Consider the following 20,355-nt stretch of genomic DNA (forward strand, 5'->3'; position numbering starts at 1 on the left):
GGCGCGGGCGCGCGGACGAGGGGAAGAGCTGTGGGTGCTCGGCACGTGCACAGGGCCAGGCGGCTGCTCGAAGCGGTGCTGGACGGCCCGGCGGAGGACGACCTGGTACGGGCCGCCCGCACCGTCGTCGCCGAACTGGGCTCCCCTGAGCGGCTGTTGCCCCTGGTGGCGGAGCTCGCGGCGGGGGCCGGTGACCCCTCGGGGTGCGCACTCCTGTCGTACCGCCATGTCCTCGGCTTCGACAAGCTGCTCCTGATCGACGGCGGGCCCCGGCACAGGTTGCGCGCCCACGTGTGGCATCCGGGGGCCGACGCGCGCGAGGACGTCCACAACCACCGCTCCCCGCTCGCCTCCCGCGTGGTGCGGGGCGCGCTCGGCATGGAGCTGTACGACGCCGTCGAGGAGGCGGGCGACGGGGGCGGGCAGTCCGCCGCGCGATACCGGGAGTCCCTCTCGGGGGCTGGGGGCGACTGGCTGCTGGAGCCGGCCGGCCGGGCGCGGCTGCGGCTCACGCAGAGCGCCGTGTACGCGGCGGGCAGCGGGTACGCCCTGCCGTCGTATTCCCTGCACCGGGCGTGGTGCGCTTCGTCGGAGGTGACGGTGACGCTGTTCCTGGAGACGGGGTCGGGGCGGCGGCGCTACACGGACGTGTTCACCGGGCCCGAAGAAGCCGCGGAAACCGCGGAAACCGCGGTATCGACGGTATCCGGGGAGTCGGACGCGCCGACACGCTCGGTGGTGAAGGAGCCGCTGGAGGTGGCGGACTACCTGGCGGAGCTCAAGATCCTCGCGGGGCTCATCGGATGAAGGCCTGACTCATCGGCTGAAGGCCTGGCGGACGATGTCGCGGTTGTAGTCGTCGATGTCGACCGTGCCCAGGTCGGCGGGGAGCAGCCAGCGGTGCTCCTGGTCGGGGAGCGGCAGCGCCACGTCGAAGGTGAGCGGTTCGACGAGGAAGTTGTCCTGCCAGTTCTTCACCTCGTGGCCGCGGTAGGTGCTGAGGAACGACGACTCGCCCACCTTGCGCACCACCTTGCCGAGCAGGCCGGTCTCTTCCTTCAGCTCTCTGAGGACGCCGTCGCGCGGACTTTCGTCCGGTTCGAGCTTTCCGCAGGGCACGCCCCACACCCGGGGCAGGAACCGCTCGGTCTCGCTGCGGCGTACGAGCAGGACACGGCCGCGATGGGCCACGACGGCCGCCGCGAGCCGGTTCTCGCCGGGATAATCCATACCTTCCACCGTAGCGGGGAATCGAGGGTCCGGACAGCCGGGAAGGCCGTGTCCGATTCCTTCAAGACCCGCCACCGGTACGCCTCCTACGCTCGCGGCCATGAACAGCACACCCACTCCCACACCCGCCCCACGGTTCGATCTGATCGGGCTCGTCGTCTCCGACATGGCCGCCTCGCTCGCCTTCTACCGCCGCCTCGGCCTGGAGTTCGCCGAGGGCTCCGAAAGCGCGCCGCACGTCGAGGCGGTGCTCCCCGGCGGGCTGCGCGTCGCCTTCGACACGGAGGAGACCGTGCGGTCCTTCCATGAGGCGTGGCGTCCGCCCGTCGACGGGGGACGGATCGGGCTCGCCTTCCACTGCGGGACGCCCGAGGGCGTCGACTCGGTCCACGAGGAGCTGACGGCCGCCGGGTACAAGAGCGAGCTGACACCCTTCGACGCGCCCTGGGGGCAGCGGTACGCGGTCGTGCTCGACCCGGACGGCAACGGCGTCGACCTCTTCGCGCCGCTAGTGACCGCCGCCCAGTAGTTCGGTGAGCGGCATGCCCGTCAGCTCTTTGACGTCGCGGGCGAGATGTGCCTGGTCGGCGAAGCCCGCCACGGTCGCGGTGTCCGCGTACGGCAGCCCTTCGCGGGCCAGGGCGAGCGCGCGCTGGAGGCGCAGCACGCGGGCGAGCGTCTTCGGGCCGTACCCGAAGGCGGGCAGGGAACGGCGCTGCAGCAGGCGGGCGTTGACGCCGAGCGCGGCCGCCGTCTCGGCGACCGACCGGCCGGCGTCCAGGGACCTGACCACCTCCGCGAGGAACGGGTCGGGCGGCCCGGCATCGGCGGCGCGCCCCAGGGCGAGGCCCTCCAGCGCGGCCACCGGATCAGGTGCGCCGTCCACCTGCCCGGCCAGGCGGCGAGCGGTCGCCGCGCCCCACAGGTCGGCCACCTCCACGCGTTGGTCCCGCAGCTCGTGGGCCGGGACGCCGAGGAGGGCGGGGGCGGTGCCGGGATGGAAGCGGATGCCGACGTAGCGGCCGCCGGGCTCCGTGGCGCCGGGGTCGTACGCACGGGTGTCCGGGCCCGCGACGAACAGTCTGCCCTCCGTCCACAGCAGGTCCATGCAGCCGTCGGGCAGCACGGGAGGGGCGTCGCCGGGGGCACCGGTGGCCGTGCGCGTCCACACGACCGCGCCGCTCAGCCGGGACGGCCGCTCCCGGTAGGTTCCCTGGCGGTACGTCCCCTGGTCACCGGTCTTGTGGGCCACGTAGGGAAGGCTACGCCCCGCGGGGCCGCGGCCTCGGGGCGGGAGAACCGGATCGCGGAGTTCGGGGTGCCGCCCGAGGAGGCGGAGTTCCTGGGGAGGTCCTGGGCCGGGAGCCCAGGGGCTCTACGGGCTTCACCAAGGAGTGTGCGCGGGAGGCCGCATTCAGCCCCTCCGGCGTTTGAGGAGCGGGGCCCGGGGCGGAGCCCCGTGCACGCCGGGGGGCCGACGGATCACTCCGGGGGCTGGTCCGTGCCGTTCTTCTTCGCATGCGTCCGCAGCCGCGACGTCACGTCATCCGGAGGAAGGAAGCGGGACCACCGCTCGGGGAACTCGGAGGGCATCTCCGGGTCGTCGGGATCCAGTCCCTCGCGCGCGGCCGCCGCGCGGGCGATGACCTCGGCGGCCTGGGCCTCCCTTATGCGGTCGTTGGCGGCGCGCGCCGCGGCCGTGGCGACGGACGGCCAGACGCGGTCGATCGCCGCGTTGACGGCCGCGCCCACCAGGACCGCGAAGGCCGAGACGCCGATCCACAGGAGGACGGCGACCGGCGCCGCCAGCGAGCCGTAGATGGTGGGGCCCTCCACCGTGCTGGTGAGGTAGATGCGGAGCAGGAAGCTGCCGAGCACCCACATGGCGAGGGCGATCAGCGCGCCCGGCATGTCCTCGACCCACGGCGAACGCACCGGTACCGACACGTGGTACAGCGTCGTCAGGAAGACCACGGAGAGGATGACGACGACCGGCCAGTAGAGGATCTGGACGACCGTCGTCGAGCCCGGCAGCAGCTTCACCACCGCGTCGGGGCCCGCCACCATCAGCGGCAGCGCGACCGAGCCGATGAGCAGCGCCACGATGAAGAGCCCGAAGGCGAGCAGCCGTGTCTTGACGATGCCGCGCACGCCGTCGAGGCCGTACATCACGGTGATCGTGTCGATGAAGACGTTGACGGCGCGCGAGCCGGACCACAGGGCGAAGACGAAGCCGATGGAGATGACGTCGGGGCGGCCGACCTTCATGACGTCTTCCAGTATCGGCTGCGCGATCTGGCTGACCCCCCGGTCGGACAGGACCGTGCGGGACGCCTCAAGGATGTTGTTCTCGACGCTGGCGATGGTATTCGCGCCGGTCCACCGGTCGACGTAGGCGAGCAGCCCGATGAGGCTCAGGAGCAGCGGCGGCACGGAGAGCAGCGTGAAGAACGCCGCCTCGGCCGCGAGCCCCAGGATGCGGTACTCGATGCATGAGTTGACGGTGTCCTTGAGCAGCAGCCAGGCGGTCCTGCGCTTGGAGACGTCGCGGTACAGAGCGCGGGCCCGTTTCCAGCGTCCGGAGGGCCGCCCGGGTGTTTCATTTGCCTGGTGCACCTCCTTACCGTAGCGGCATGGCAGCCACCACCCACACAGTGACCAACCAGGCTCCGCCCCTGGTGGGATATGACGTATTCGCTTCCGACCGGGCCCTCGTGGAGGGCGTCGAGCGGCATCTGGACCCGGCGCTCCTCGATTCCGCCCGCGAGGACCTCTCGCTGCTCGGCCGCAGCGCCGGTTCCGCCCAGGCGCAGGAGTGGGGAGCGCTCGCCAACGCGTACCCGCCCGTGCTGCGCACCCACGACCGGTACGGCAACCGGATCGACGAGGTCGACTTCCACCCGTCCTGGCACCGGCTCCTCGGCAAGGCGGTCGGCGGGGGCCTGACCGCGGCCTGGTCGCGGCCGGGCGGGCATGTGCGGCGCGCGGCCGGGTTCCTGGTGTGGACCCAGACCGAGGGCGGCCACGGCTGCCCGGTGTCGATGACGCACGCGGCGGTGCCCGCGCTGCGCGCCGACCCGGCGCTCGCCGCCGAGTGGGAGCCGCGTCTGACCTCGACCGTCTACGACCAGGGGCTGCGCCCCGCCTCGCAGAAGGCGGGCGTCCTCTTCGGGATGGGCATGACGGAGAAGCAGGGCGGCAGCGACGTACGGGCCAACACGACGCGCGCGTCGGCTCTCTCGGAGGAGGGGACCTACCAGCTGACGGGCCACAAGTGGTTCTGTTCGGCGCCCATGTCCGACGGCTTCCTGGTGCTGGCGCAGGCCGAGCAGGGGCTGACGTGCTTCCTCGTGCCGCGCGTCCTGGAGGACGGCACACGCAACGCCTTCGCCATCCAGCGGCTCAAGGACAAACTGGGCAATCGCTCCAACGCCTCCAGCGAGGTCGAGTTCGACGGGACGTGGGCGCGCCGGGTCGGCGAGGAGGGGCGCGGGGTGCGCACCATCATCGAGATGGTCGCGGCGACCCGTCTCGACTGTGTGCTGGGTTCGGCCGCGCTGATGCGGCAGGCCGTCGCGCAGGCGGTGCACCACGCCACCTACCGGGAGGCGTTCGGCGGCAAGCTGCTCGACAAGCCACTGATGCGCAACGTCCTGGCCGATCTGGCGCTGGAATCGGAGGCCGCCACGACGCTGGCGCTGCGGCTGGCCGCGGCGTACGACGACGGGAGCGAGCAGGAGCGGGCGTTCCTGCGGCTCGCGGTGCCGGCCGCCGAAGTACTGGGTGACCAAGCGGTGCACGCCGATGGTGGGCGAGGCCCTGGAGTGCCTGGGCGGCAACGGCTACGTCGAGGAGTCCGGGATGCCGCGGCTGCTGCGCGAGGCGCCGCTCAACTCCATCTGGGAGGGGTCGGGCAACGTCCAGGCCCTGGATGTCCTGCGGGCGCTCCAGCGTGAGCCGCAGGCCCTGAACGCGTTCCTCCAGGAGGTCGGCCGGGCCCGGGGCGCCGACCACCGCCTGGACGGCGCGATCAAGGGCCTGCTGACCGAACTGGCCGACCTGGAGGGCATTGAGGCGCGGGCCCGGCGGCTCGTGGAGCGCATGGCGCTGGTGCTCCAGGGGTCGCTGCTGGTGCGGTACGCGCCCCCGGAGGTGGCCGACGCGTTCTGCGCCTCACGGCTCGGCGGGGACTGGGGCGCGGCGTTCGGCACGCTGCCGCACAGTCTGGATCTGGCCTCGGTGGTGGAGCGGGCCGCTCCGCGGTCCTGAACGGTGACTCGGGGGGACACGGGGGTGGTGCTGCGCCGACACGGCACCACCCCCGCACTTCAGGCCCCTTGAGGAGCGTGAACACCGCACGGGCGGTGTGGTGACCAGATTCAGTCACCGCACAGCCGTTCGCGAGAGTTGCATGAGGTTGCAACGTGGACGGCGTCCGACGCCCGTTGATTCATCGTCGAACCATCACCTCGGGCGGCGTGCACAAGGCACGATGAGGGGACGCCTCGTACGCACTGGTCTGGCCGGAAAGGACCCAGTGGTGATGAACCCCTCGACGATCGATCTCGCGCGGATCTCCGCGATGGATCTCGCGCACGCCGCGCGGCTCCTGAAGGGGGTGCGGGACGCGACGCTCTCCGGGCAGCGGCCGCGCGTCATGCCGCGGCCGGTGATCGGCGAGTCCTGGGGGCGCATGCTGACGGTCGGCGTCGACCCGGACCGCGACGTCCGCTCCCGGCTGCTCGGCGAGGAGGAACTGGAGGAGCGCCGTCGCGCCTCGCCCCTCCTGCCGATCCTGCCGGTCCTGCGGGAGGCCCTGGTCACGGTGGCGGACGCCGCGCAGCACATCATGGTGGTCTGTGACGCGGACGGCAGGGTGCTGTGGCGCGAGGGCAGCTCCGCGGTGCTGCGCAAGGCGGACTCGCTGGGCTTTGAACCGGGCGCGGACTGGAGCGAGGGCGTCGTCGGCACGAACGGCGTCGGCACCCCGCTGGTGGTGCGCCGCCCCGTGCAGGTCTTCTCCGCGGAGCACTTCGTGCGGACCCACCACGCCTGGACGTGCACGGGCGCGCCGGTGACCGATCCGCGGGACGGGACGCTGCTGGGCGTCGTCGACGTCAGCGGCCCGCTGCGGACCATGCATCCGGCGACGCTGGCCCTGGTCGACTCGGTGGCCAAGCTCGCCGAGGCCAGGCTGCGCGAGCGGCACGTGGCGTCGCTGGAGCGGCTGCGCGCGGTGGCCGCCCCGGTCCTCGCGCGTCTGACGGGCCGGGCGCTGGCCGTGGACGTGCACGGCTGGACCGCCGCGGTGACGGGCATGCCCGCGGCGGACCGGCTGCGGCTGCCCAAGGCCCTCGCGGCGGGCCGCGCCTGGCTGCCCTCGCTGGGCACCTGCCGGGTGGAGCCGCTGCCCGGCGGCTGGCTGCTGCGGCCGGAGGATCCGCACGAGGCGCCGGAGCCGCTGCCCGCGACCCGGGTCGTGCTGGACGTGAGCGGGGCGCGCCGGTGGACGCTCGCGATGCTCGGCGGGGCCCGCGACTGGACCCACGACCTGAGCCCGCGCCACGCGGAGCTGCTCTATCTCCTGGCCACGCACCGCACGGGGCGCAGCGCGTCGGGCCTGGCCGAGGACATGTTCGGCGACCCGGCGCGGACGGTGACGGTGCGGGCCGAACTCTCCCGGGTGCGGCGCTACTTGGGCGCTCTGCTCGCCCACCGCCCCTACCGCTTCCACGAGGACGTCGAGGTGGAGCTGATCCTCCCGGACCGTCCGGCGAGCCTGCTGCCGCACTCGACGGCGCCGGCGATCCGGCGGGCGAGGAGCGTGGCGGAGCCTTGAGCCCCTTCACGGCCTGGAGCCCCTCACCGCCTGGAGCCTCCCCATGGCCTTGCGCCCCCTCATGGCCTTGTGCCCCCTCGTGGCGTCCCGTCGTGGGGCCGTGATTCGCTGAGCCCCATGAGTCTCACTGTCACCACGTGGTCGCTGGAGCAGACGTCTCCCACCGATCTGCTGCCCGCCGCCGCGCCCGACGGCGATGTGCGGATCGTGCGCGCCCAAGTGCCTTCGCCCGAGTTCAGCCGGTTCCTGTACGCGTCCGTCGGCGGGGACATCAGCTGGACCGACCGGCTGTCCTATACCTACGCCGAGTGGCAGAAGCTGCTGGAGCGGCCGGGCGTGGAGACGTGGGTCGCGTACGACAGGGGGACCCCCGCCGGGTACGTGGAACTGGCGGCGCAGGGCGAGCGGGGGGACGCGGCGCCGGGCGTCGTCGAGATCGTGTACTTCGGGCTGCTGCCGGCCTTCCGGGGGCGCCGGATCGGCGGGCACCTCCTCTCGTACGGGGTGGCGCGCGCCTGGGACCTGGCCGAGCGGTGGCCGGAGCTCGCGCCGACCGAGCGGGTCTGGCTGCACACGTGTTCCCTGGACGGCGAGCACGCCATGGACAATTACCTGCGGCGCGGCTTCAAGCTCTTCGACACCAAGGTCGACCAGGAACCGGAAGTCGCCGCTCCTGGCCCGTGGCCGGGGGCCGAGCGCGGCTGACGCACCCCGCCCGCCCTGTCGATCTCTGTGACCCATACCACCCTTGTCCACGATGCGGGACAAGGGTGTCCACATTTTGGATAATGCTGGACTGGGCCGAAAGTCCCGTGACACGCTTCCGTCATGGATCGCACTGGAATTGCCTTGGTGAGTCGACGTCACGTCGACCTCGGCCGCATGTCCAGCGCCATGTGTCCGGCTCGCTGATCAGCTCAGCACCGCCGCACATCTGATCACTCGACTTCCCTGACTCCCTCCCTGCGCAGCGCCGCGCGCGCATCTCCGCATGCGCCCATATTCGCAGGTCAGAGCTCGCTTTCCGCTGCCCCCGAAGGACGTACCCCCATGCCCGCCACCCCAGAGAAGCCCGCCTCAGCCACGCCCCGCCGCAAGGCGAGCCGTCACCGCGGCGAGGGCCAGTGGGCCGTGGGTCACTTCACGCCGCTGAACGGGAACGAGCAGTTCAAGAAGGACGACGACGGTCTCAATGTGCGGACACGCATTGAGACGATCTACTCCAAGCGCGGCTTCGACTCCATCGACCCGAACGATCTCCGCGGCCGGATGCGCTGGTGGGGGCTGTACACCCAGCGCAAGCCCGGGATCGACGGCGGCAAGACGGCGATCCTGGAGCCGGAGGAGCTGGACGACGAGTTCTTCATGCTGCGCGTGCGCATCGACGGCGGGCGGCTGACCACCGAGCAGCTGCGCGTCATCGGCGAGATCTCCGAGGAGTTCGCGCGCGGCACCGCCGACCTCACCGACCGGCAGAACGTGCAATACCACTGGATCCGCATCGAGGACGTCCCCGAGATCTGGCGGCGGCTCGAAGCCGTGGGGCTCTCCACCACCGAGGCCTGCGGTGACACGCCCCGCGTCATCCTCGGCTCGCCGGTGGCGGGCATCGCCGAGAACGAGATCATCGACGGCTCCCCCGCCATCGACGAGATACAGCGCCGCTTCATCGGCAACCCCGAGTTCTCGAACCTGCCGCGCAAGTTCAAGTCCGCGATCTCCGGCTCCCCGCAGCTGGACGTCGCCCACGAGATCAACGACGTCGCCTTCGTCGGCGTGCACCACCCCGAGCACGGCCCCGGCTTCGACCTCTGGGTCGGCGGCGGCCTGTCCACCAACCCGAAGCTGGGCGTGCGCCTCGGCGCCTGGGTGGCGCTGGAGGACGTACCCGACGTCTACGGCGGCGTCATCGGCATCTTCCGCGACTACGGCTACCGCCGGCTGCGCAACCGCGCCCGGCTGAAGTTCCTCGTCGCCGACTGGGGCCCGGAGAAGTTCCGCCAGGTCCTTCAGGACGAGTACCTGGGGCGCGAGCTCATCGACGGGCCCGCGCCCGAGCAGCCCGCCGGGACCTGGCGCGACCACCTCGGCGTGCACCGGCAGAAGGACGGCCGCTTCTACGTCGGCTTCGCGCCCCGCGTCGGCCGCGTGGACGGCGCCACCCTCACGAAGATCGCCGAGGTCGCCGAGGCGCACGGCTCGGGGAGGCTGCGCACCACCGCCGAGCAGAAGATGATCGTGCTCGACATCGAGCAGGAGCAGGTCGACTCGCTCGTCTCCGCCCTGGAGGCGCTGGACCTGAAGGTCAACGCCTCGCCGTTCCGGCGCGGCACGATGGCCTGCACGGGCATCGAGTTCTGCAAGCTCGCCATCGTCGAGACCAAGGCGCGCGGCGCCTCGCTCATCGACGAACTGGAGCGCCGCGTGCCGGAGTTCGACGAGCCGATCACCATCAACATCAACGGCTGCCCGAACGCCTGCGCCCGCATCCAGGTCGCCGACATCGGCCTCAAGGGCCAGCTGGTCCTGGACGACGACGGCAACCAGGTCGAGGGCTACCAGGTGCACCTGGGCGGCGCGCTCGGCCTCGACGCCGGCTTCGGCCGCAAGGTCCGCGGTCTGAAGGTCACCGCCGACGAACTGCCCGACTACGTCGAGCGGGTCCTCAAGCGCTTCCAGGAGCAGCGCGAGGACGGCGAGCGCTTCGCCGCCTGGACCGCCCGCGCCTCCGAGGAGGCCCTGAAGTGAGCGAGCGAGCCGCCCCCTTCCACTGCCCCTACTGCGGCGACGAGGACCTGCGCCCGAACGAGACCGGGCACGGTGCCTGGGAATGCGCGGCGTGCAACCGGGCCTTTCAGCTGAAGTTCCTCGGGCTCCTCGCCCGGGGCGTTCAGCACACCGACGGCGGAGGCGATCAGATATGACGTCCACTCAGACAGTGCGTACGGACGACGAGTTGAGGGTGCTCGCCGAGCAGGCGGGGCGCGACCTGGAGGACGCCTCCGCGCTGCAGATCCTCCAGTGGGCCGTCGACACCTTCGGCACGCGGTTCTGCGTGACCTCCTCCATGGAGGACGCGGTCGTCGCCCACCTCGCCTCGCGGGCCATGCCGGGCGTCGACGTCGTGTTCCTCGACACCGGCTACCACTTCCCGGAGACCATCGGCACGCGCGACGCCGTCGAGGCCGTGATGGACGTCAACGTCATCACACTGACGCCGCGTCAGAGCGTCGCCGAGCAGGACGCCGAGTACGGCCCGAAGCTGCACGACCGCAACCCCGACCTGTGCTGCAAGCTGCGCAAGGTGCAGCCCCTGGAGGACGGCCTCAAGGGGTACGCCGCCTGGGCCACCGGACTGCGCCGCGACGAGTCGCCGACCCGCGCGAACACGCCGGTCGTCGGCTGGGACGTCAAGCGCCAGAAGGTCAAGATCTCGCCGATCGCCCGCTGGACGCAGGACGACGTCGACGCGTACGTCGCCGAGCACGGCGTGCTCACCAACCCTCTCCTGATGGACGGTTACGGCTCGGTGGGGTGCGCTCCGTGCACCCGCCGTCTGCTGGAGGGCGAGGACGCGCGCGCCGGCCGCTGGGCCGGGAACGCCAAGACCGAGTGCGGGATCCACGGATGACCGCGGGACAACGAGCAGTTCAGGAGAACCACGTGACCGGAGCCACCGTCTGGCTCACCGGCCTGCCCAGCGCCGGCAAGACGACCATCGCGTACGAACTGGCGGGCCGCCTGCGCGAGGAGGGCCGCCGCGTGGAGGTCCTCGACGGCGACGAGATCCGCGAGTTCCTCTCGGCGGGGCTCGGCTTCAGCCGCGAGGACCGGCACACCAACGTGCAGCGCATCGGCTTTGTCGCCGAACTCCTCGCCCGGAACGGCGTGTTGGCGCTGGTCCCGGTCATCGCGCCGTTCGCGGACAGCCGTGAGGCGGTGCGCAAGCGCCACCAGACGAACGGCACCGCGTATGTGGAGGTGCATGTCGCGACGCCGGTTGAGGTCTGCTCCGTACGCGATGTGAAGGGCCTGTACGCCAAGCAGGCGGCGGGCGAGATATCCGGGCTCACCGGGGTCGACGACCCCTACGAGGAGCCCGCATCGCCCGATCTGCGCATCGAGTCGCAGGACCAGACGGTGCGGGAGTCCGCCGCGGCCCTGCACACGCTGCTCGCCGAGAGGGGTGTCCTGTGAGCGACGCATGCGCGGCCACCCGGCCGCTGACGACCACGAGGCCCGCACCCCTGCGCCGTGCAGGCGGAGAAGCGAACGAAAGGGGTGCAGCATGACCACCGTCGCCACGACGACCGGCGAAGGCACGGACAGCCCGTACGCCCTCAGCCACCTGGACGCCCTGGAGTCCGAGGCGGTACACATCTTCCGCGAGGTGGCGGGCGAGTTCGAGCGGCCGGTGATCCTCTTCTCCGGCGGCAAGGACTCCATCGTCATGCTGCACCTGGCGCTGAAGGCGTTCGCCCCGGCGGCGGTCCCCTTCTCGCTGCTGCACGTGGACACCGGGCACAACTTCCCCGAGGTCATCGAGTACCGCGACCGCGCGGTGGCCGAGCACGGGCTGCGGCTGCACGTCGCGTCCGTGCAGGAGTACATCGACGCCGGGAAGCTGCGCGAGCGCACCGACGGGACGCGTAATCCGCTCCAGACCGTGCCGCTCACGGAGAAGATCCAGAGCGAGAAGTTCGACGCGGTCTTCGGCGGCGGGCGCCGCGACGAGGAGAAGGCCCGCGCCAAGGAGCGGGTGTTCTCGCTGCGGGACGAGTTCTCGCAGTGGGACCCGCGCCGCCAGCGCCCCGAGCTGTGGCAGCTCTACAACGGCCGCCACGCCCCCGGCGAGCACGTCCGCGTCTTCCCGCTGTCCAACTGGACCGAGCTGGACGTGTGGCAGTACATCGCCCGCGAGGACATCGAGCTGCCGCAGATCTACTTCGCACACGAGCGGGAGGTGTTCAAGCGCTCGGGGATGTGGCTGACCGCGGGCGAGTGGGGCGGCCCGAAGGACGACGAGACGGTGGAGAAGCGGCTGATCCGCTACCGCACGGTGGGCGACATGTCGTGCACCGGCGCCGTCGACTCCGACGCCACCACGCTGGACGCCGTCATCGCCGAGATCGCCGCCTCCCGCCTCACCGAGCGCGGGGCGACCCGGGCCGACGACAAGCTCTCCGAGGCCGCGATGGAAGACCGCAAGCGCGAGGGGTACTTCTAACCATGAGCAACACCACCGCCACCACAGAGCAGTTGGCCGACCTGTCGGCCACCACCCTGCTGCGCTTCGCGACCGCCGGGTCCGTCGACGACGGCAAGTCCACCCTGGTGGGCCGCCTCCTGCACGACTCCAAGTCCGTCCTCACCGACCAACTGGAGGCCGTCGAGCGCGTGTCGGCCAGCCGCGGCGCCGACGCCCCCGACCTGGCGCTGCTCACCGACGGCCTGCGGGCCGAGCGCGAGCAGGGCATCACCATCGACGTGGCGTACCGCTACTTCGCCACCGCGCGGCGCCGGTTCATCCTCGCCGACACCCCGGGGCACGTGCAGTACACCCGGAACATGGTCACCGGCGCCTCCACGGCCGACCTCGCCGTGGTCCTCGTCGACGCCCGCAACGGCGTCATCGAGCAGACCCGCCGCCACGCCGCGGTCGCCGCCCTGCTGCGCGTCCCGCACGTCGTCCTCGCCGTCAACAAGATGGACCTCGTCGCCTACGAGGAGCGGGTCTTCGCCGAGATCGCCGGGGAATTCACCGCGTACGCGGGCGAGTTGGGCGTCCCGGAGATCACCGCGATCCCCATCTCCGCGCTGGCCGGCGACAATGTCGTCGAGCCGTCCGCGAACATGGACTGGTACGGCGGCCCCACTGTCCTTGAGCACCTGGAGACGGTCCCGGTCAGCCACGACCTGACCTCGTGCCACGCGCGGCTGCCCGTGCAGTACGTGATCCGCCCGCAGACCGCCGAGCACCCCGACTACCGCGGCTACGCGGGGCAGATCGCCGCCGGCACCTTCCGCGTCGGCGAGTCCGTGACGGTCCTCCCCTCGGGCCGCACCTCGCAGATCGCCGGGATCGACCTGCTGGGCAAGGCGGTGGACGTGGCGTGGACGCCGCAGTCCATCACCCTCCTCCTGGAGGACGACATCGACATCTCGCGCGGCGACCTGATCGTGCCGAGCGGTGACACCCCGCCGACCTCGCAGGACATCGAGGCGACGGTCTGCCATGTCGCCGACACGCCGCTGAACGTCGGCCAGCGGGTGCTGCTCAAGCACACCACCCGCACGGTCAAGGCGATCGTCAAGGAGATCCCCTCGCGGCTGACTCTGGACGACCTGTCCCAGCACCCGGAGCCCGGCCGGCTCGTCGCCAACGACATCGGGCGCGTGAAGGTCCGCACCGCCGAGCCCCTCGCGCTCGACTCCTACGCGGACTCGCGGCGCACCGGATCGTTCCTGCTGATCGACCCGGCGGACGGCACGACGCTCGCCGCGGGCATGGCGGGCGAGGCGTTCGCCACGACCCCGGCGGCCGGGGACGCGGCCCCGGCCGACGACGACGGCTGGGACTTCTGACATGCCCTGCCTCGACATGTTCTCGACCTTCGCGAAGGAGGGCGGCCGCATCGGCAGCGGCGCCCTCGGCAGCGGGCAGGGCGGGGTCGCGCGATGTGCGGCGTGACGCCTGCGGCGGGGGCGGTGCACGCGCACCGCCTGCGCGCCCACGGCCGCCCCGTCCCGCGGGGCGCCCTCGTACGACGTACGCGAAGACGAAGACCTGCCGACCTCCCGGCCACGACCTGACGGCGTGCGCCCGGGCCGACGAGAGGAACACCTCCCGTGCCTGCACCACGTACCCGACGCGCCGCCCTGCTGGTGCTGCCGCTGCTGGCCCTGACGCTCGGCGCCTGCGGCTACGGCTCCCAGGCGGTCGAGAACGAGGGCAAGGCCAAGATCGCCGCGGGTGCGAAGAAGATCGACGGCCTGGACAGCGTGAAGATCGGGTACTTCCCGAACCTCACGCACGCCACCGCCCTGGTCGGCAACCGCGAAGGGCTGTTCCAGAAGGAACTGGGGGGCACGGAGGCGACGTACTCGCAGTTCAACGCGGGTCCCTCGGAGATCGAGGCGCTGAACGCGGGCTCGATCGACATCGGCTGGATCGGCCCCTCGCCCGCCATCAACGGCTACACCAAGTCGGCGGGCAAGAACCTGCGCATCATCGGCGGTTCGGCCTCCGGCGGCGTGAAGCTCGTGGTGAACCCCAGGAAGATCAAGTCCCTGCACGACGTCAAGGGCAAGAAGATCGCGACGCCGCAGCTCGGCAACACCCAGGACGTGGCGTTCCTGAACTGGATCGCCGAGCGGGGCTGGGACGTCGACGCGCAGAGCGGCAAGGGCGACGTGTCGGTGGTCCGCACGGACAACAAGATCACCCCGGACGCCTACCGGTCCGGTTCCATCGACGGCGCGTGGGTGCCCGAGCCGACCGCGTCCAAGCTGGTCGCCGAGGGCGGCAAGGTCCTCCTCACCGAGGCGGACCTGTGGCCGGACAAGAAGTTCGTGATCACGAACATCATCGTGCGGCAGAGCTTCCTCAAGGAGCACCCGAAGGCCGTCGAGGCCGTGCTGCGCGGCGCGGTGAAGACCAACGCGTGGATCGAGAAGAACCCGGGCAAGGCGAAGGCCGCCGCGAACGCCCAGCTCAAGGCGGACTCCGGCAAGGCCCTGCCCGCCGAGGTGCTCGACCCGGCGTGGCAGTCCATCCGGACGACCGACGACCCGCTGGCCGCCACGCTGGAGACGGAGGCGGACCACGCGGTGGCGGCCGGCCTCCTGGAGAAGCCGGACCTGCGGGGCATCTACGACCTCCGGCCGCTGAACAAGGTCCTCAGGGCCGAGGGCAGGTCCCCGGTCGACGACGCCGGTCTCGGCGTCAAGTAGAGCAAGCAGATCAAGTAGCCGTCCAAGCAGCCCGCCCAGCAGCCGAGTTCCCAGGAGGTGACGACCATGGCGACCACCCTCGCCAAGGCCGCGGAGGATATCCGCACCGAGACGGCGCACGCCGCCCGCATCGAGCACGTCTCGAAGTCCTTCGGCGGACCCGCCGGGTCCCAGCTCGTCCTCGACGACATCTCGCTCGATGTCGCGCCGGGCGAGTTCGTCACCCTCCTCGGGGCCTCGGGCTGCGGGAAGTCGACGCTGCTCAACCTGGTCGCCGGGCTCGACAAGCCCTCGGCGGGCGCCATCACGACGGACGGCCGCCCGGCCCTGATGTTCCAGGAGCACGCGCTCTTCCCGTGGCTGACCGCGGGCAAGAACATCGAACTCGCCCTGAAACTGCGCGGCGTACCGAAGGCGGAGCGCCGCCCGAGGGCCGAGGAGCTGCTCGAACTGGTGCGGCTGCACGGCGCGTACCGCAAGCGGGTGCACGAGCTGTCCGGCGGCATGCGCCAGCGCGTGGCGCTGGCGCGGGCCCTGGCGCAGGACAGCCGGCTCCTGCTGATGGACGAGCCGTTCGCGGCGCTCGACGCGATCACCCGCGACGTGCTGCACGACGAGCTGACCCGCGTCTGGCGCGAGACGAACGTCTCCGTCCTCTTCGTCACGCACAACGTCCGCGAGGCCGTGCGCCTCGCCCAGCGCGTCGTGCTCCTCTCGTCGCGTCCCGGCCGGGTGGCGCACGAGTGGCGGGTCGGCATTCCGCACCCGCGCCGCATCGAGGACTCCGCCGTGGCGGAACTGTCCGTCGAGATCACCGAACAACTGCGTGGGGAGATCCGCCGCCATGGCCAGCACTGAGACGTCCGGTCCGGTCAGTGGGACGACCGGTCCGGCCACCGGGACGTCCGGCAAGGAGGACGGCCAGGACCTCGCCGGTCTTGAGGCGGGGCTCGACGCCCTGGAGACGACGGCGGGGCCCGCGCGCACGCCGGTGCGCCAGATCCTGACGCAGAAGGTGCTGCCGCCGCTCACCGCGGTGCTGCTGGTCCTGGTGGTCTGGCAGGCACTGGTCTCCTTCGACGTCGTGGACGACCCGAGCAAGCTGCCCTCGCCGTCCGCGGTGTGGGACGAGGTCCGCGCGGCGTGGCTCCAGGGCACGCTGTTCGACTACATCTGGACGTCCGTCTCACGCGGCCTGCTGGGCTTCCTGCTCGCCCTGGCGATCGGCACGCCGCTCGGCCTGGTCGTCGCCCGCGTGCGGTTCATCAGGGCCGCGATCGGCCCGATCCTCTCCGGACTCCAGTCGCTGCCGTCGGTGGCGTGGGTGCCGCCCGCGGTGCTGTGGCTGGGCCTGGAGAACAAGATGATGTACGCGGTGATCCTGCTCGGGGCGGTGCCCTCCATCGCCAACGGTCTGGTGTCGGGCGTCGACCAGGTGCCGCCGCTGTTCCTGCGCGCGGGCCGCACGCTCGGCGCGAGCGGCCTGCGGCACACCTGGCACATCGTGCTCCCGGCGGCGCTGCCCGGATATCTCGGGGGGCTCAAGCAGGGCTGGGCGTTCTCCTGGCGTTCGCTGATGGCCGCCGAGATCATCGCGTCCTCGCCGGAGCTCGGCGTGGGGCTCGGCCAGCTCCTGGAGAACGGCCGCAACGCCAGTTCCATGCCCATGATCTTCCTCGCCATCTTCCTCATCCTGATCGTCGGCATCGCCATCGACCTGCTCATCTTCAGCCCCTTGGAGCGGCGCGTGCTGCGTGGCCGCGGGCTCCTCGTGAAGAGCTGACCACCATGCGCCGACCAGCCCTCCCCCCGCACCGGCCCGTGCTTGTCGTCATCGCCCACGGCAGCCGCGACCCGCGGCACGCCGCGACCGTGCACGCGCTGGTGCGCCAGGTGCGGTCGCTGCGCCCCGGGCTGCGGGTGGAGACGGCCTTCCTCGACTTCGACACCCCTTCCGTGCCGGCCGTGTTGGACCGGCTCGCGGCGGAAGGCGTACGCGACGTCGTGGCGCTCCCCTTCCTCCTGACGCGCGCGTTCCACGCCAAGGCGGACATCCCGTCGGTGCTGCGCGAGGCCCCCGCGTCCCTGCGCGTCCGCCGGGCGCCGGTCCTCGGCCCTTCCCCGCTCCTCCTGACCGCCCTGGAGCAGCGGTTGTACGAGGCGGGGCTCGACCCCGCCGACAAGTCCTCGACCGGGGTCGTGCTGGCCTCGGCGGGGTCCTCCGACCCGGAGGCGATCGCAGTGATCGCTGATATCGCGCGGGAGTGGCGGCACACCGGTTGGTGCGCCGTGCGGCCTGCGTTCGCCTCCGCATCTCTGCCGCGCACGGAAGACGCCGTGCGCGCGCTGCGGGACGTACCGGGGGTACGGCGGGTGGCCGTCGCCCCCTACGTCCTCGCGCCCGGCTTCCTGCCGGACCGCATCGCGCGGGGCGCCGCGGAGGCCGACGTACTGGCGGACGTGCTCGGCCCGGCGCCGGCGGTGGCGCGGCTGCTCGTGCGGCGCTACGAAGAGGCCTACGTGCCGGACAGCTGCCCTGTTGCTCCTCTGGCGCGGATTCCCGCACTGGCCTAGCTTGTGGGTCCATGACCCCGAGCCGTTCCCGCACGCTCTGGCTGCGGACCGAACCCCTGCATGCGGTGATCTACTTCGAGGAGCGCTGCCGCGGCCTAGGCCGGGCAGTGGGCCTCAAGGGCTTCTGGATGGGGTACTTCGCCGCCCGCACCGCGCCGATGGGCCGCGTGGGGCCCGGCGTCGCCTCGGCGGCGCTCGGTGTCTTCGCGCCGGGCATGGTGGCGCGCGCCCTGCCGTCGGCCTGGGAGTACGCCTCACCGGACCGCGTCGTCGAGGAGCGGGCCCGCCTCGCGGCGCGCGCGCTGCGCAAACTGGTCCCGGACATCGCGGTGTTGACGACCTCCGCCAATGGCCCGCTGACGGCCCTGGTCGAGGAGGCGCCGCCGCTCGCCCGCCCGCTCTTCGCCGCCAACCGCGACCTGACGGACCGCGTGGATCCGGTCGAGCGTCTGTGGCAACTGGTCACGTGCGTACGGGAGTTCCGGGGCGACGCCCATATCGCGGCCCTCGCCGACCACGGCCTGGACGCCCGCGAGGCCCTCGCCCTGGCCGCCGCGACCGGCAGGGTCGACGCCTCCCGCATCCGGCAGGACCGCGGCTGGAGCGAGGAGGAGTGGCAGACGGCCGCGGACCGCCTGCGCGGCCGGGGCCTGATCGACGCGGCGGGCCGGGTGACCGAACGGGGCGTCACGGAACGCGAGTCGGTGGAGGACGACACGGACCGCCTGACGGACCGCCTCCTGCGCCCCCTCCCCAAGTCCACCACGGACACCCTCCTCACCGCCCTCCACCCGGGGGCGCGCGCCATCGTGAACTCCGGCATCGTGCCGTTCCCCAATCCGATCGGGTTGCCGCGGGTGGTGGGGTGAGAGGGGTACGGCGGACCGGTGTCGCGCGGCGGCGGTGAAACCGCTTGCTCCGGTGCGGCCCGGCCCCTTAACGTCTCGCGGATGACACCCGAACTGCGGTCCGAACGTCTTGCGCTCTCGGCCTATGTCGCCGCCGACGAGGCGCTCTTTGTCGCGCTGTTCCAGGACGAGGCCGTGGGCCGCTGGTTCGGGGAGGGGGTGCAGAGCGCCGCCGAGGACCGGGCGCTGTTCGGGCGGATCTTCAGCCTCGTCTACGCCGAGGAGCGCTTTCCCGTCTGGGCGGTCCGGTACGAGGGGCGCTATGTCGGGCACGCCGAGATCAAGCCCTCCCCCGAGTCCTGGCTCGACGGCCACGAGATCGTGTACGGACTGTCCCGGGAGAGCTGGGGACTTGGGCTCGGGACCGAGCTGGCACGGCTGCTGACCTCGTACGGCCATGAGTCGCTGGGGCTCGCCGAGGTGCACGCGACCGTGGACTCGGAGAACACCGCCTCCCTCTCCGTCCTCAAGCGCCTCGGCTACACGCAGGGCCGTGCGATACCCGAGGACAACGGCAGGACCACCTTGCTGCTCACCTCCCGGCTCCCCGCGCCGCCGCCCGCCGGCGGATGAACCGGCGGGGGCCCGAAGCGGTCAGGAGAAATCGAGGCCGCCCGTGCGCGTGCGCTTCGGCTCGAAGAGGTCCGGGTGTCCCGCCAGCACCGGTCCCGGCCGGCGTCGTGGCTGCGGCGCAGCACCTCGTCGTACGCGGCGTCGTCCGCCACGGCCGCGAGCTCTTCCGGCAGGCCCAGCTCTCACCCTCACGCGGATCGCCGGGTCGCGGCGGCGCTCGACTCCAGAATCCAGCGGGAGGCGATCCGGGCGAAGGAGCGGGCCGGGTCGTCGCACGCACGCGTCCGGGGCCTCACGCCTCGCTGAACGGCGTCCCCTGATGGAACCAGAGCCGCCACCCGTCCTCCGTCCGCCGCCACAGCGAACTGCGGTGCGCACGCCGCCCGTTGTTGTCCGTGTCGAACGTCAGGTGCACCAGGTCGTCGGCGAGCTGGACGCCGCGCATGCGCGAGGTCGTCGTGGGGCGGCTCGCGGGCTCGGGGGCGGCCGTGAGGACCCGTACGATCGAATTCCGGTCCCAGCGCGTCCCGGAGGCCCCGAACTCGGTGAACTCGGGGTGCAGCAGCTCTCCGAAGAGAGCGGGCGAGGCGCGCACCTCCGGGTCGAGGAGGCGCAGTTCGCCCTCGATGGCGGCTTCGACGGCGGGGGTGCGGTCAGTCACGGGTCATCTCCGCGAGCCGGGTGACGGTGTTCCAGTTGCGGGTGGTGGCGACGAGGCCCTTGTCCAGGCCGGGTCTCGACAGCTGTTCGGCGAGCTTGGAGCGGCCGAGCCCGTCGGGCGCGTACAGGTAGAGTACGCGATCGCCGAGCCTGAACTGCGCGGGCAGGAAGGCACCTTGGCCGATGGCGGCGAAACGGGCCGCGTCGACCGGCGCGGAGAAATAGGTGACATGGAGCTGCCTGGCCTCAAGGCCGGCGGCCGAAAAGGGACAGGCGTCCGCCACCGCCCGCAGATACGCGCCGTCACGCACCAGCACGTCGACGGCGAAGCCGAAGTGCTCCTCGATCGCCGCCCGCAGCTCGGCGGCGAGTGACTGCTCGTCACCGCGGGCTGCCGTGAAGACGGCGTTGCCGCTCCGCAGATACGTCTGTACGCCGCCGTGCCCGAGGCCCTCCAGGAGCGCGCGCAGCTGGGCCATCGGCCCCTTCTTGTGGCCGCTCACGTTGATGCCGCGCAGCAGCGCCGCATACGTCCTGTTCACCATGCGCACACGATAGAGCGGCCGTCGTGCCCCGTGGGGGTGGGCACGACGGCCGCGGCTCAGCGGGTGCCGAGGG

At 71.9% G+C, this 20,355-nt stretch carries 22 protein-coding genes and 2 pseudogenes; 18 read left to right on the forward strand and 6 right to left on the reverse strand.

Annotation, left to right across the window (positions count from 1 at the left end):
• Positions 1 to 30: 30 nt before the first annotated feature.
• The gene (locus ACOBQB_RS06645; RefSeq protein ID WP_423589535.1) at positions 31 to 807 is read left to right on the forward strand and encodes a hypothetical protein; all 777 of its coding nucleotides are present in this window, start codon (positions 31 to 33) and stop codon (positions 805 to 807) included.
• A gap of 9 nt (positions 808 to 816) precedes the next feature.
• Here the strand turns inward: ACOBQB_RS06645 and ACOBQB_RS06650 are convergent, their stop codons facing one another.
• Complete coding sequence (locus ACOBQB_RS06650; protein ID WP_423589536.1) at positions 817 to 1,230, reverse strand: NUDIX hydrolase; 414 nt, start codon at positions 1,228 to 1,230, stop codon at positions 817 to 819.
• A 100-nt stretch (positions 1,231 to 1,330) separates the two neighbouring features.
• On the opposite strand from ACOBQB_RS06650, the gene ACOBQB_RS06655 reads away from it, so the two are divergent.
• Positions 1,331 to 1,759, forward strand: a complete 429-nt coding sequence (locus tag ACOBQB_RS06655) for a VOC family protein (protein ID WP_423589538.1) — start codon at positions 1,331 to 1,333, stop codon at positions 1,757 to 1,759.
• Here the strand turns inward: ACOBQB_RS06655 and ACOBQB_RS06660 are convergent.
• Entirely contained in the window at positions 1,739 to 2,482 is a 744-nt protein-coding gene (locus ACOBQB_RS06660) for a DUF6597 domain-containing transcriptional factor (RefSeq protein WP_423589539.1), read from the reverse strand. The genes ACOBQB_RS06655 and ACOBQB_RS06660 overlap by 21 nt on opposite strands.
• Before the next feature lie 230 nt (positions 2,483 to 2,712).
• Positions 2,713 to 3,846 carry a YihY/virulence factor BrkB family protein gene (locus ACOBQB_RS06665; protein WP_423589541.1) on the reverse strand — a complete coding sequence of 378 codons (1,134 nt, stop codon included), beginning with the start codon at positions 3,844 to 3,846 and terminating at the stop codon, positions 2,713 to 2,715.
• Between the two features lie 17 nt (positions 3,847 to 3,863).
• On the opposite strand from ACOBQB_RS06665, the pseudogene ACOBQB_RS06670 reads away from it, so the two are divergent.
• The 16 genes and pseudogenes from ACOBQB_RS06670 to ACOBQB_RS06745 all read left to right on the forward strand — a co-directional run bounded on the left by ACOBQB_RS06670 (position 3,864) and on the right by ACOBQB_RS06745 (position 19,077).
• Positions 3,864 to 5,499: pseudogene (locus ACOBQB_RS06670) on the forward strand (acyl-CoA dehydrogenase family protein).
• A gap of 274 nt (positions 5,500 to 5,773) precedes the next feature.
• Positions 5,774 to 7,069, forward strand: a complete 1,296-nt coding sequence (locus tag ACOBQB_RS06675) for a GAF domain-containing protein (RefSeq protein ID WP_423589542.1) — start codon at positions 5,774 to 5,776, stop codon at positions 7,067 to 7,069.
• Between the two features lie 117 nt (positions 7,070 to 7,186).
• Positions 7,187 to 7,774 carry a GNAT family N-acetyltransferase gene (locus ACOBQB_RS06680; protein WP_423589543.1) on the forward strand — a complete coding sequence of 196 codons (588 nt, stop codon included), beginning with the start codon at positions 7,187 to 7,189 and terminating at the stop codon, positions 7,772 to 7,774.
• Positions 7,775 to 7,897: 123 nt separating this feature from the next.
• Positions 7,898 to 7,981: a putative leader peptide gene (locus ACOBQB_RS06685; protein WP_330166862.1), complete on the forward strand. Its 84-nt coding sequence runs from the start codon at positions 7,898 to 7,900 to the stop codon at positions 7,979 to 7,981.
• Positions 7,982 to 8,119: 138 nt separating this feature from the next.
• Positions 8,120 to 9,817: a nitrite/sulfite reductase gene (locus ACOBQB_RS06690; RefSeq protein WP_423589544.1), complete on the forward strand. Its 1,698-nt coding sequence runs from the start codon at positions 8,120 to 8,122 to the stop codon at positions 9,815 to 9,817.
• A complete protein-coding gene (locus ACOBQB_RS06695) occupies positions 9,814 to 9,993 on the forward strand; it encodes a hypothetical protein (RefSeq protein WP_127909339.1) in 180 nt (59 codons plus the stop codon). The genes ACOBQB_RS06690 and ACOBQB_RS06695 overlap by 4 nt, the downstream gene beginning before the upstream one ends.
• Positions 9,990 to 10,700, forward strand: coding sequence for a phosphoadenylyl-sulfate reductase (locus tag ACOBQB_RS06700; RefSeq protein WP_423589545.1), 711 nt, complete (start codon positions 9,990 to 9,992; stop codon positions 10,698 to 10,700). Before ACOBQB_RS06695 ends, ACOBQB_RS06700 begins: the two co-directional genes overlap by 4 nt.
• Positions 10,697 to 11,266, forward strand: coding sequence for an adenylyl-sulfate kinase (gene cysC / locus ACOBQB_RS06705; RefSeq protein WP_423589546.1), 570 nt, complete (start codon positions 10,697 to 10,699; stop codon positions 11,264 to 11,266). The genes ACOBQB_RS06700 and cysC overlap by 4 nt, the downstream gene beginning before the upstream one ends.
• Before the next feature lie 91 nt (positions 11,267 to 11,357).
• The gene (gene cysD, locus ACOBQB_RS06710) at positions 11,358 to 12,296 is read left to right on the forward strand and encodes a sulfate adenylyltransferase subunit CysD (RefSeq protein WP_423589548.1); all 939 of its coding nucleotides are present in this window, start codon (positions 11,358 to 11,360) and stop codon (positions 12,294 to 12,296) included.
• 2 nt (positions 12,297 to 12,298) lie between these two features.
• Positions 12,299 to 13,654, forward strand: coding sequence for a sulfate adenylyltransferase subunit 1 (locus ACOBQB_RS06715; RefSeq protein WP_423589550.1), 1,356 nt, complete (start codon positions 12,299 to 12,301; stop codon positions 13,652 to 13,654).
• Positions 13,655 to 13,918: 264 nt separating this feature from the next.
• Complete coding sequence (locus ACOBQB_RS06720) at positions 13,919 to 15,022, forward strand: aliphatic sulfonate ABC transporter substrate-binding protein (RefSeq protein WP_423589551.1); 1,104 nt, start codon at positions 13,919 to 13,921, stop codon at positions 15,020 to 15,022.
• 66 nt (positions 15,023 to 15,088) lie between these two features.
• On the forward strand, positions 15,089 to 15,880 hold the full coding sequence (locus tag ACOBQB_RS06725) for an ABC transporter ATP-binding protein (RefSeq protein WP_423589553.1): 792 nt from the start codon (positions 15,089 to 15,091) through the stop codon (positions 15,878 to 15,880).
• Complete coding sequence (locus ACOBQB_RS06730; RefSeq protein WP_423589554.1) at positions 15,867 to 16,805, forward strand: ABC transporter permease; 939 nt, start codon at positions 15,867 to 15,869, stop codon at positions 16,803 to 16,805. Before ACOBQB_RS06725 ends, ACOBQB_RS06730 begins: the two co-directional genes overlap by 14 nt.
• Positions 16,806 to 16,810: 5 nt before the next feature.
• The gene (locus ACOBQB_RS06735; RefSeq protein WP_423589556.1) at positions 16,811 to 17,596 is read left to right on the forward strand and encodes a sirohydrochlorin chelatase; all 786 of its coding nucleotides are present in this window, start codon (positions 16,811 to 16,813) and stop codon (positions 17,594 to 17,596) included.
• 11 nt (positions 17,597 to 17,607) lie between these two features.
• Complete coding sequence (locus tag ACOBQB_RS06740; RefSeq protein ID WP_423589557.1) at positions 17,608 to 18,465, forward strand: SCO6745 family protein; 858 nt, start codon at positions 17,608 to 17,610, stop codon at positions 18,463 to 18,465.
• An 81-nt stretch (positions 18,466 to 18,546) separates the two neighbouring features.
• A complete protein-coding gene (locus tag ACOBQB_RS06745; RefSeq protein WP_423589559.1) occupies positions 18,547 to 19,077 on the forward strand; it encodes a GNAT family N-acetyltransferase in 531 nt (176 codons plus the stop codon).
• 21 nt (positions 19,078 to 19,098) lie between these two features.
• Here the strand turns inward: ACOBQB_RS06745 and ACOBQB_RS06750 are convergent.
• From ACOBQB_RS06750 to ACOBQB_RS06760, 3 genes and pseudogenes are all read right to left on the reverse strand, one after another.
• A pseudogene (locus ACOBQB_RS06750) lies at positions 19,099 to 19,259 on the reverse strand (disulfide bond formation protein DsbA); the annotation flags it as partial.
• Positions 19,260 to 19,369: 110 nt separating this feature from the next.
• Positions 19,370 to 19,738, reverse strand: a complete 369-nt coding sequence (locus tag ACOBQB_RS06755) for a DUF4440 domain-containing protein (protein ID WP_423589561.1) — start codon at positions 19,736 to 19,738, stop codon at positions 19,370 to 19,372.
• On the reverse strand, positions 19,731 to 20,282 hold the full coding sequence (locus ACOBQB_RS06760) for a DUF1697 domain-containing protein (protein WP_423589563.1): 552 nt from the start codon (positions 20,280 to 20,282) through the stop codon (positions 19,731 to 19,733). The genes ACOBQB_RS06755 and ACOBQB_RS06760 overlap by 8 nt, the downstream gene beginning before the upstream one ends.
• Between the last annotated feature and the right edge of the window lie 73 nt (positions 20,283 to 20,355).

Source organism: Streptomyces sp. G5(2025) (genome assembly GCF_049542075.1).
GTDB lineage: Bacteria > Actinomycetota > Actinomycetes > Streptomycetales > Streptomycetaceae > Streptomyces.

Coding starts and splice junctions, on each gene's coding strand:
- ACOBQB_RS06650 (WP_423589536.1), bottom strand. CDS start 1,230: ATGGATTATCCCGGCGAGAACCGGCTCGCGGCGGCCGTCGTGGCCCAT.
- ACOBQB_RS06655 (WP_423589538.1), top strand. CDS start 1,331: ATGAACAGCACACCCACTCCCACACCCGCCCCACGGTTCGATCTGATC.
- ACOBQB_RS06675 (WP_423589542.1), top strand. CDS start 5,774: ATGAACCCCTCGACGATCGATCTCGCGCGGATCTCCGCGATGGATCTC.
- ACOBQB_RS06680 (WP_423589543.1), top strand. CDS start 7,187: ATGAGTCTCACTGTCACCACGTGGTCGCTGGAGCAGACGTCTCCCACC.
- ACOBQB_RS06685 (WP_330166862.1), top strand. CDS start 7,898: ATGGATCGCACTGGAATTGCCTTGGTGAGTCGACGTCACGTCGACCTC.
- ACOBQB_RS06690 (WP_423589544.1), top strand. CDS start 8,120: ATGCCCGCCACCCCAGAGAAGCCCGCCTCAGCCACGCCCCGCCGCAAG.
- ACOBQB_RS06700 (WP_423589545.1), top strand. CDS start 9,990: ATGACGTCCACTCAGACAGTGCGTACGGACGACGAGTTGAGGGTGCTC.
- cysC (WP_423589546.1), top strand. CDS start 10,697: ATGACCGCGGGACAACGAGCAGTTCAGGAGAACCACGTGACCGGAGCC.
- cysD (WP_423589548.1), top strand. CDS start 11,358: ATGACCACCGTCGCCACGACGACCGGCGAAGGCACGGACAGCCCGTAC.
- ACOBQB_RS06715 (WP_423589550.1), top strand. CDS start 12,299: ATGAGCAACACCACCGCCACCACAGAGCAGTTGGCCGACCTGTCGGCC.
- ACOBQB_RS06725 (WP_423589553.1), top strand. CDS start 15,089: ATGGCGACCACCCTCGCCAAGGCCGCGGAGGATATCCGCACCGAGACG.
- ACOBQB_RS06730 (WP_423589554.1), top strand. CDS start 15,867: ATGGCCAGCACTGAGACGTCCGGTCCGGTCAGTGGGACGACCGGTCCG.
- ACOBQB_RS06735 (WP_423589556.1), top strand. CDS start 16,811: ATGCGCCGACCAGCCCTCCCCCCGCACCGGCCCGTGCTTGTCGTCATC.
- ACOBQB_RS06740 (WP_423589557.1), top strand. CDS start 17,608: ATGACCCCGAGCCGTTCCCGCACGCTCTGGCTGCGGACCGAACCCCTG.
- ACOBQB_RS06745 (WP_423589559.1), top strand. CDS start 18,547: ATGACACCCGAACTGCGGTCCGAACGTCTTGCGCTCTCGGCCTATGTC.
- ACOBQB_RS06760 (WP_423589563.1), bottom strand. CDS start 20,282: ATGGTGAACAGGACGTATGCGGCGCTGCTGCGCGGCATCAACGTGAGC.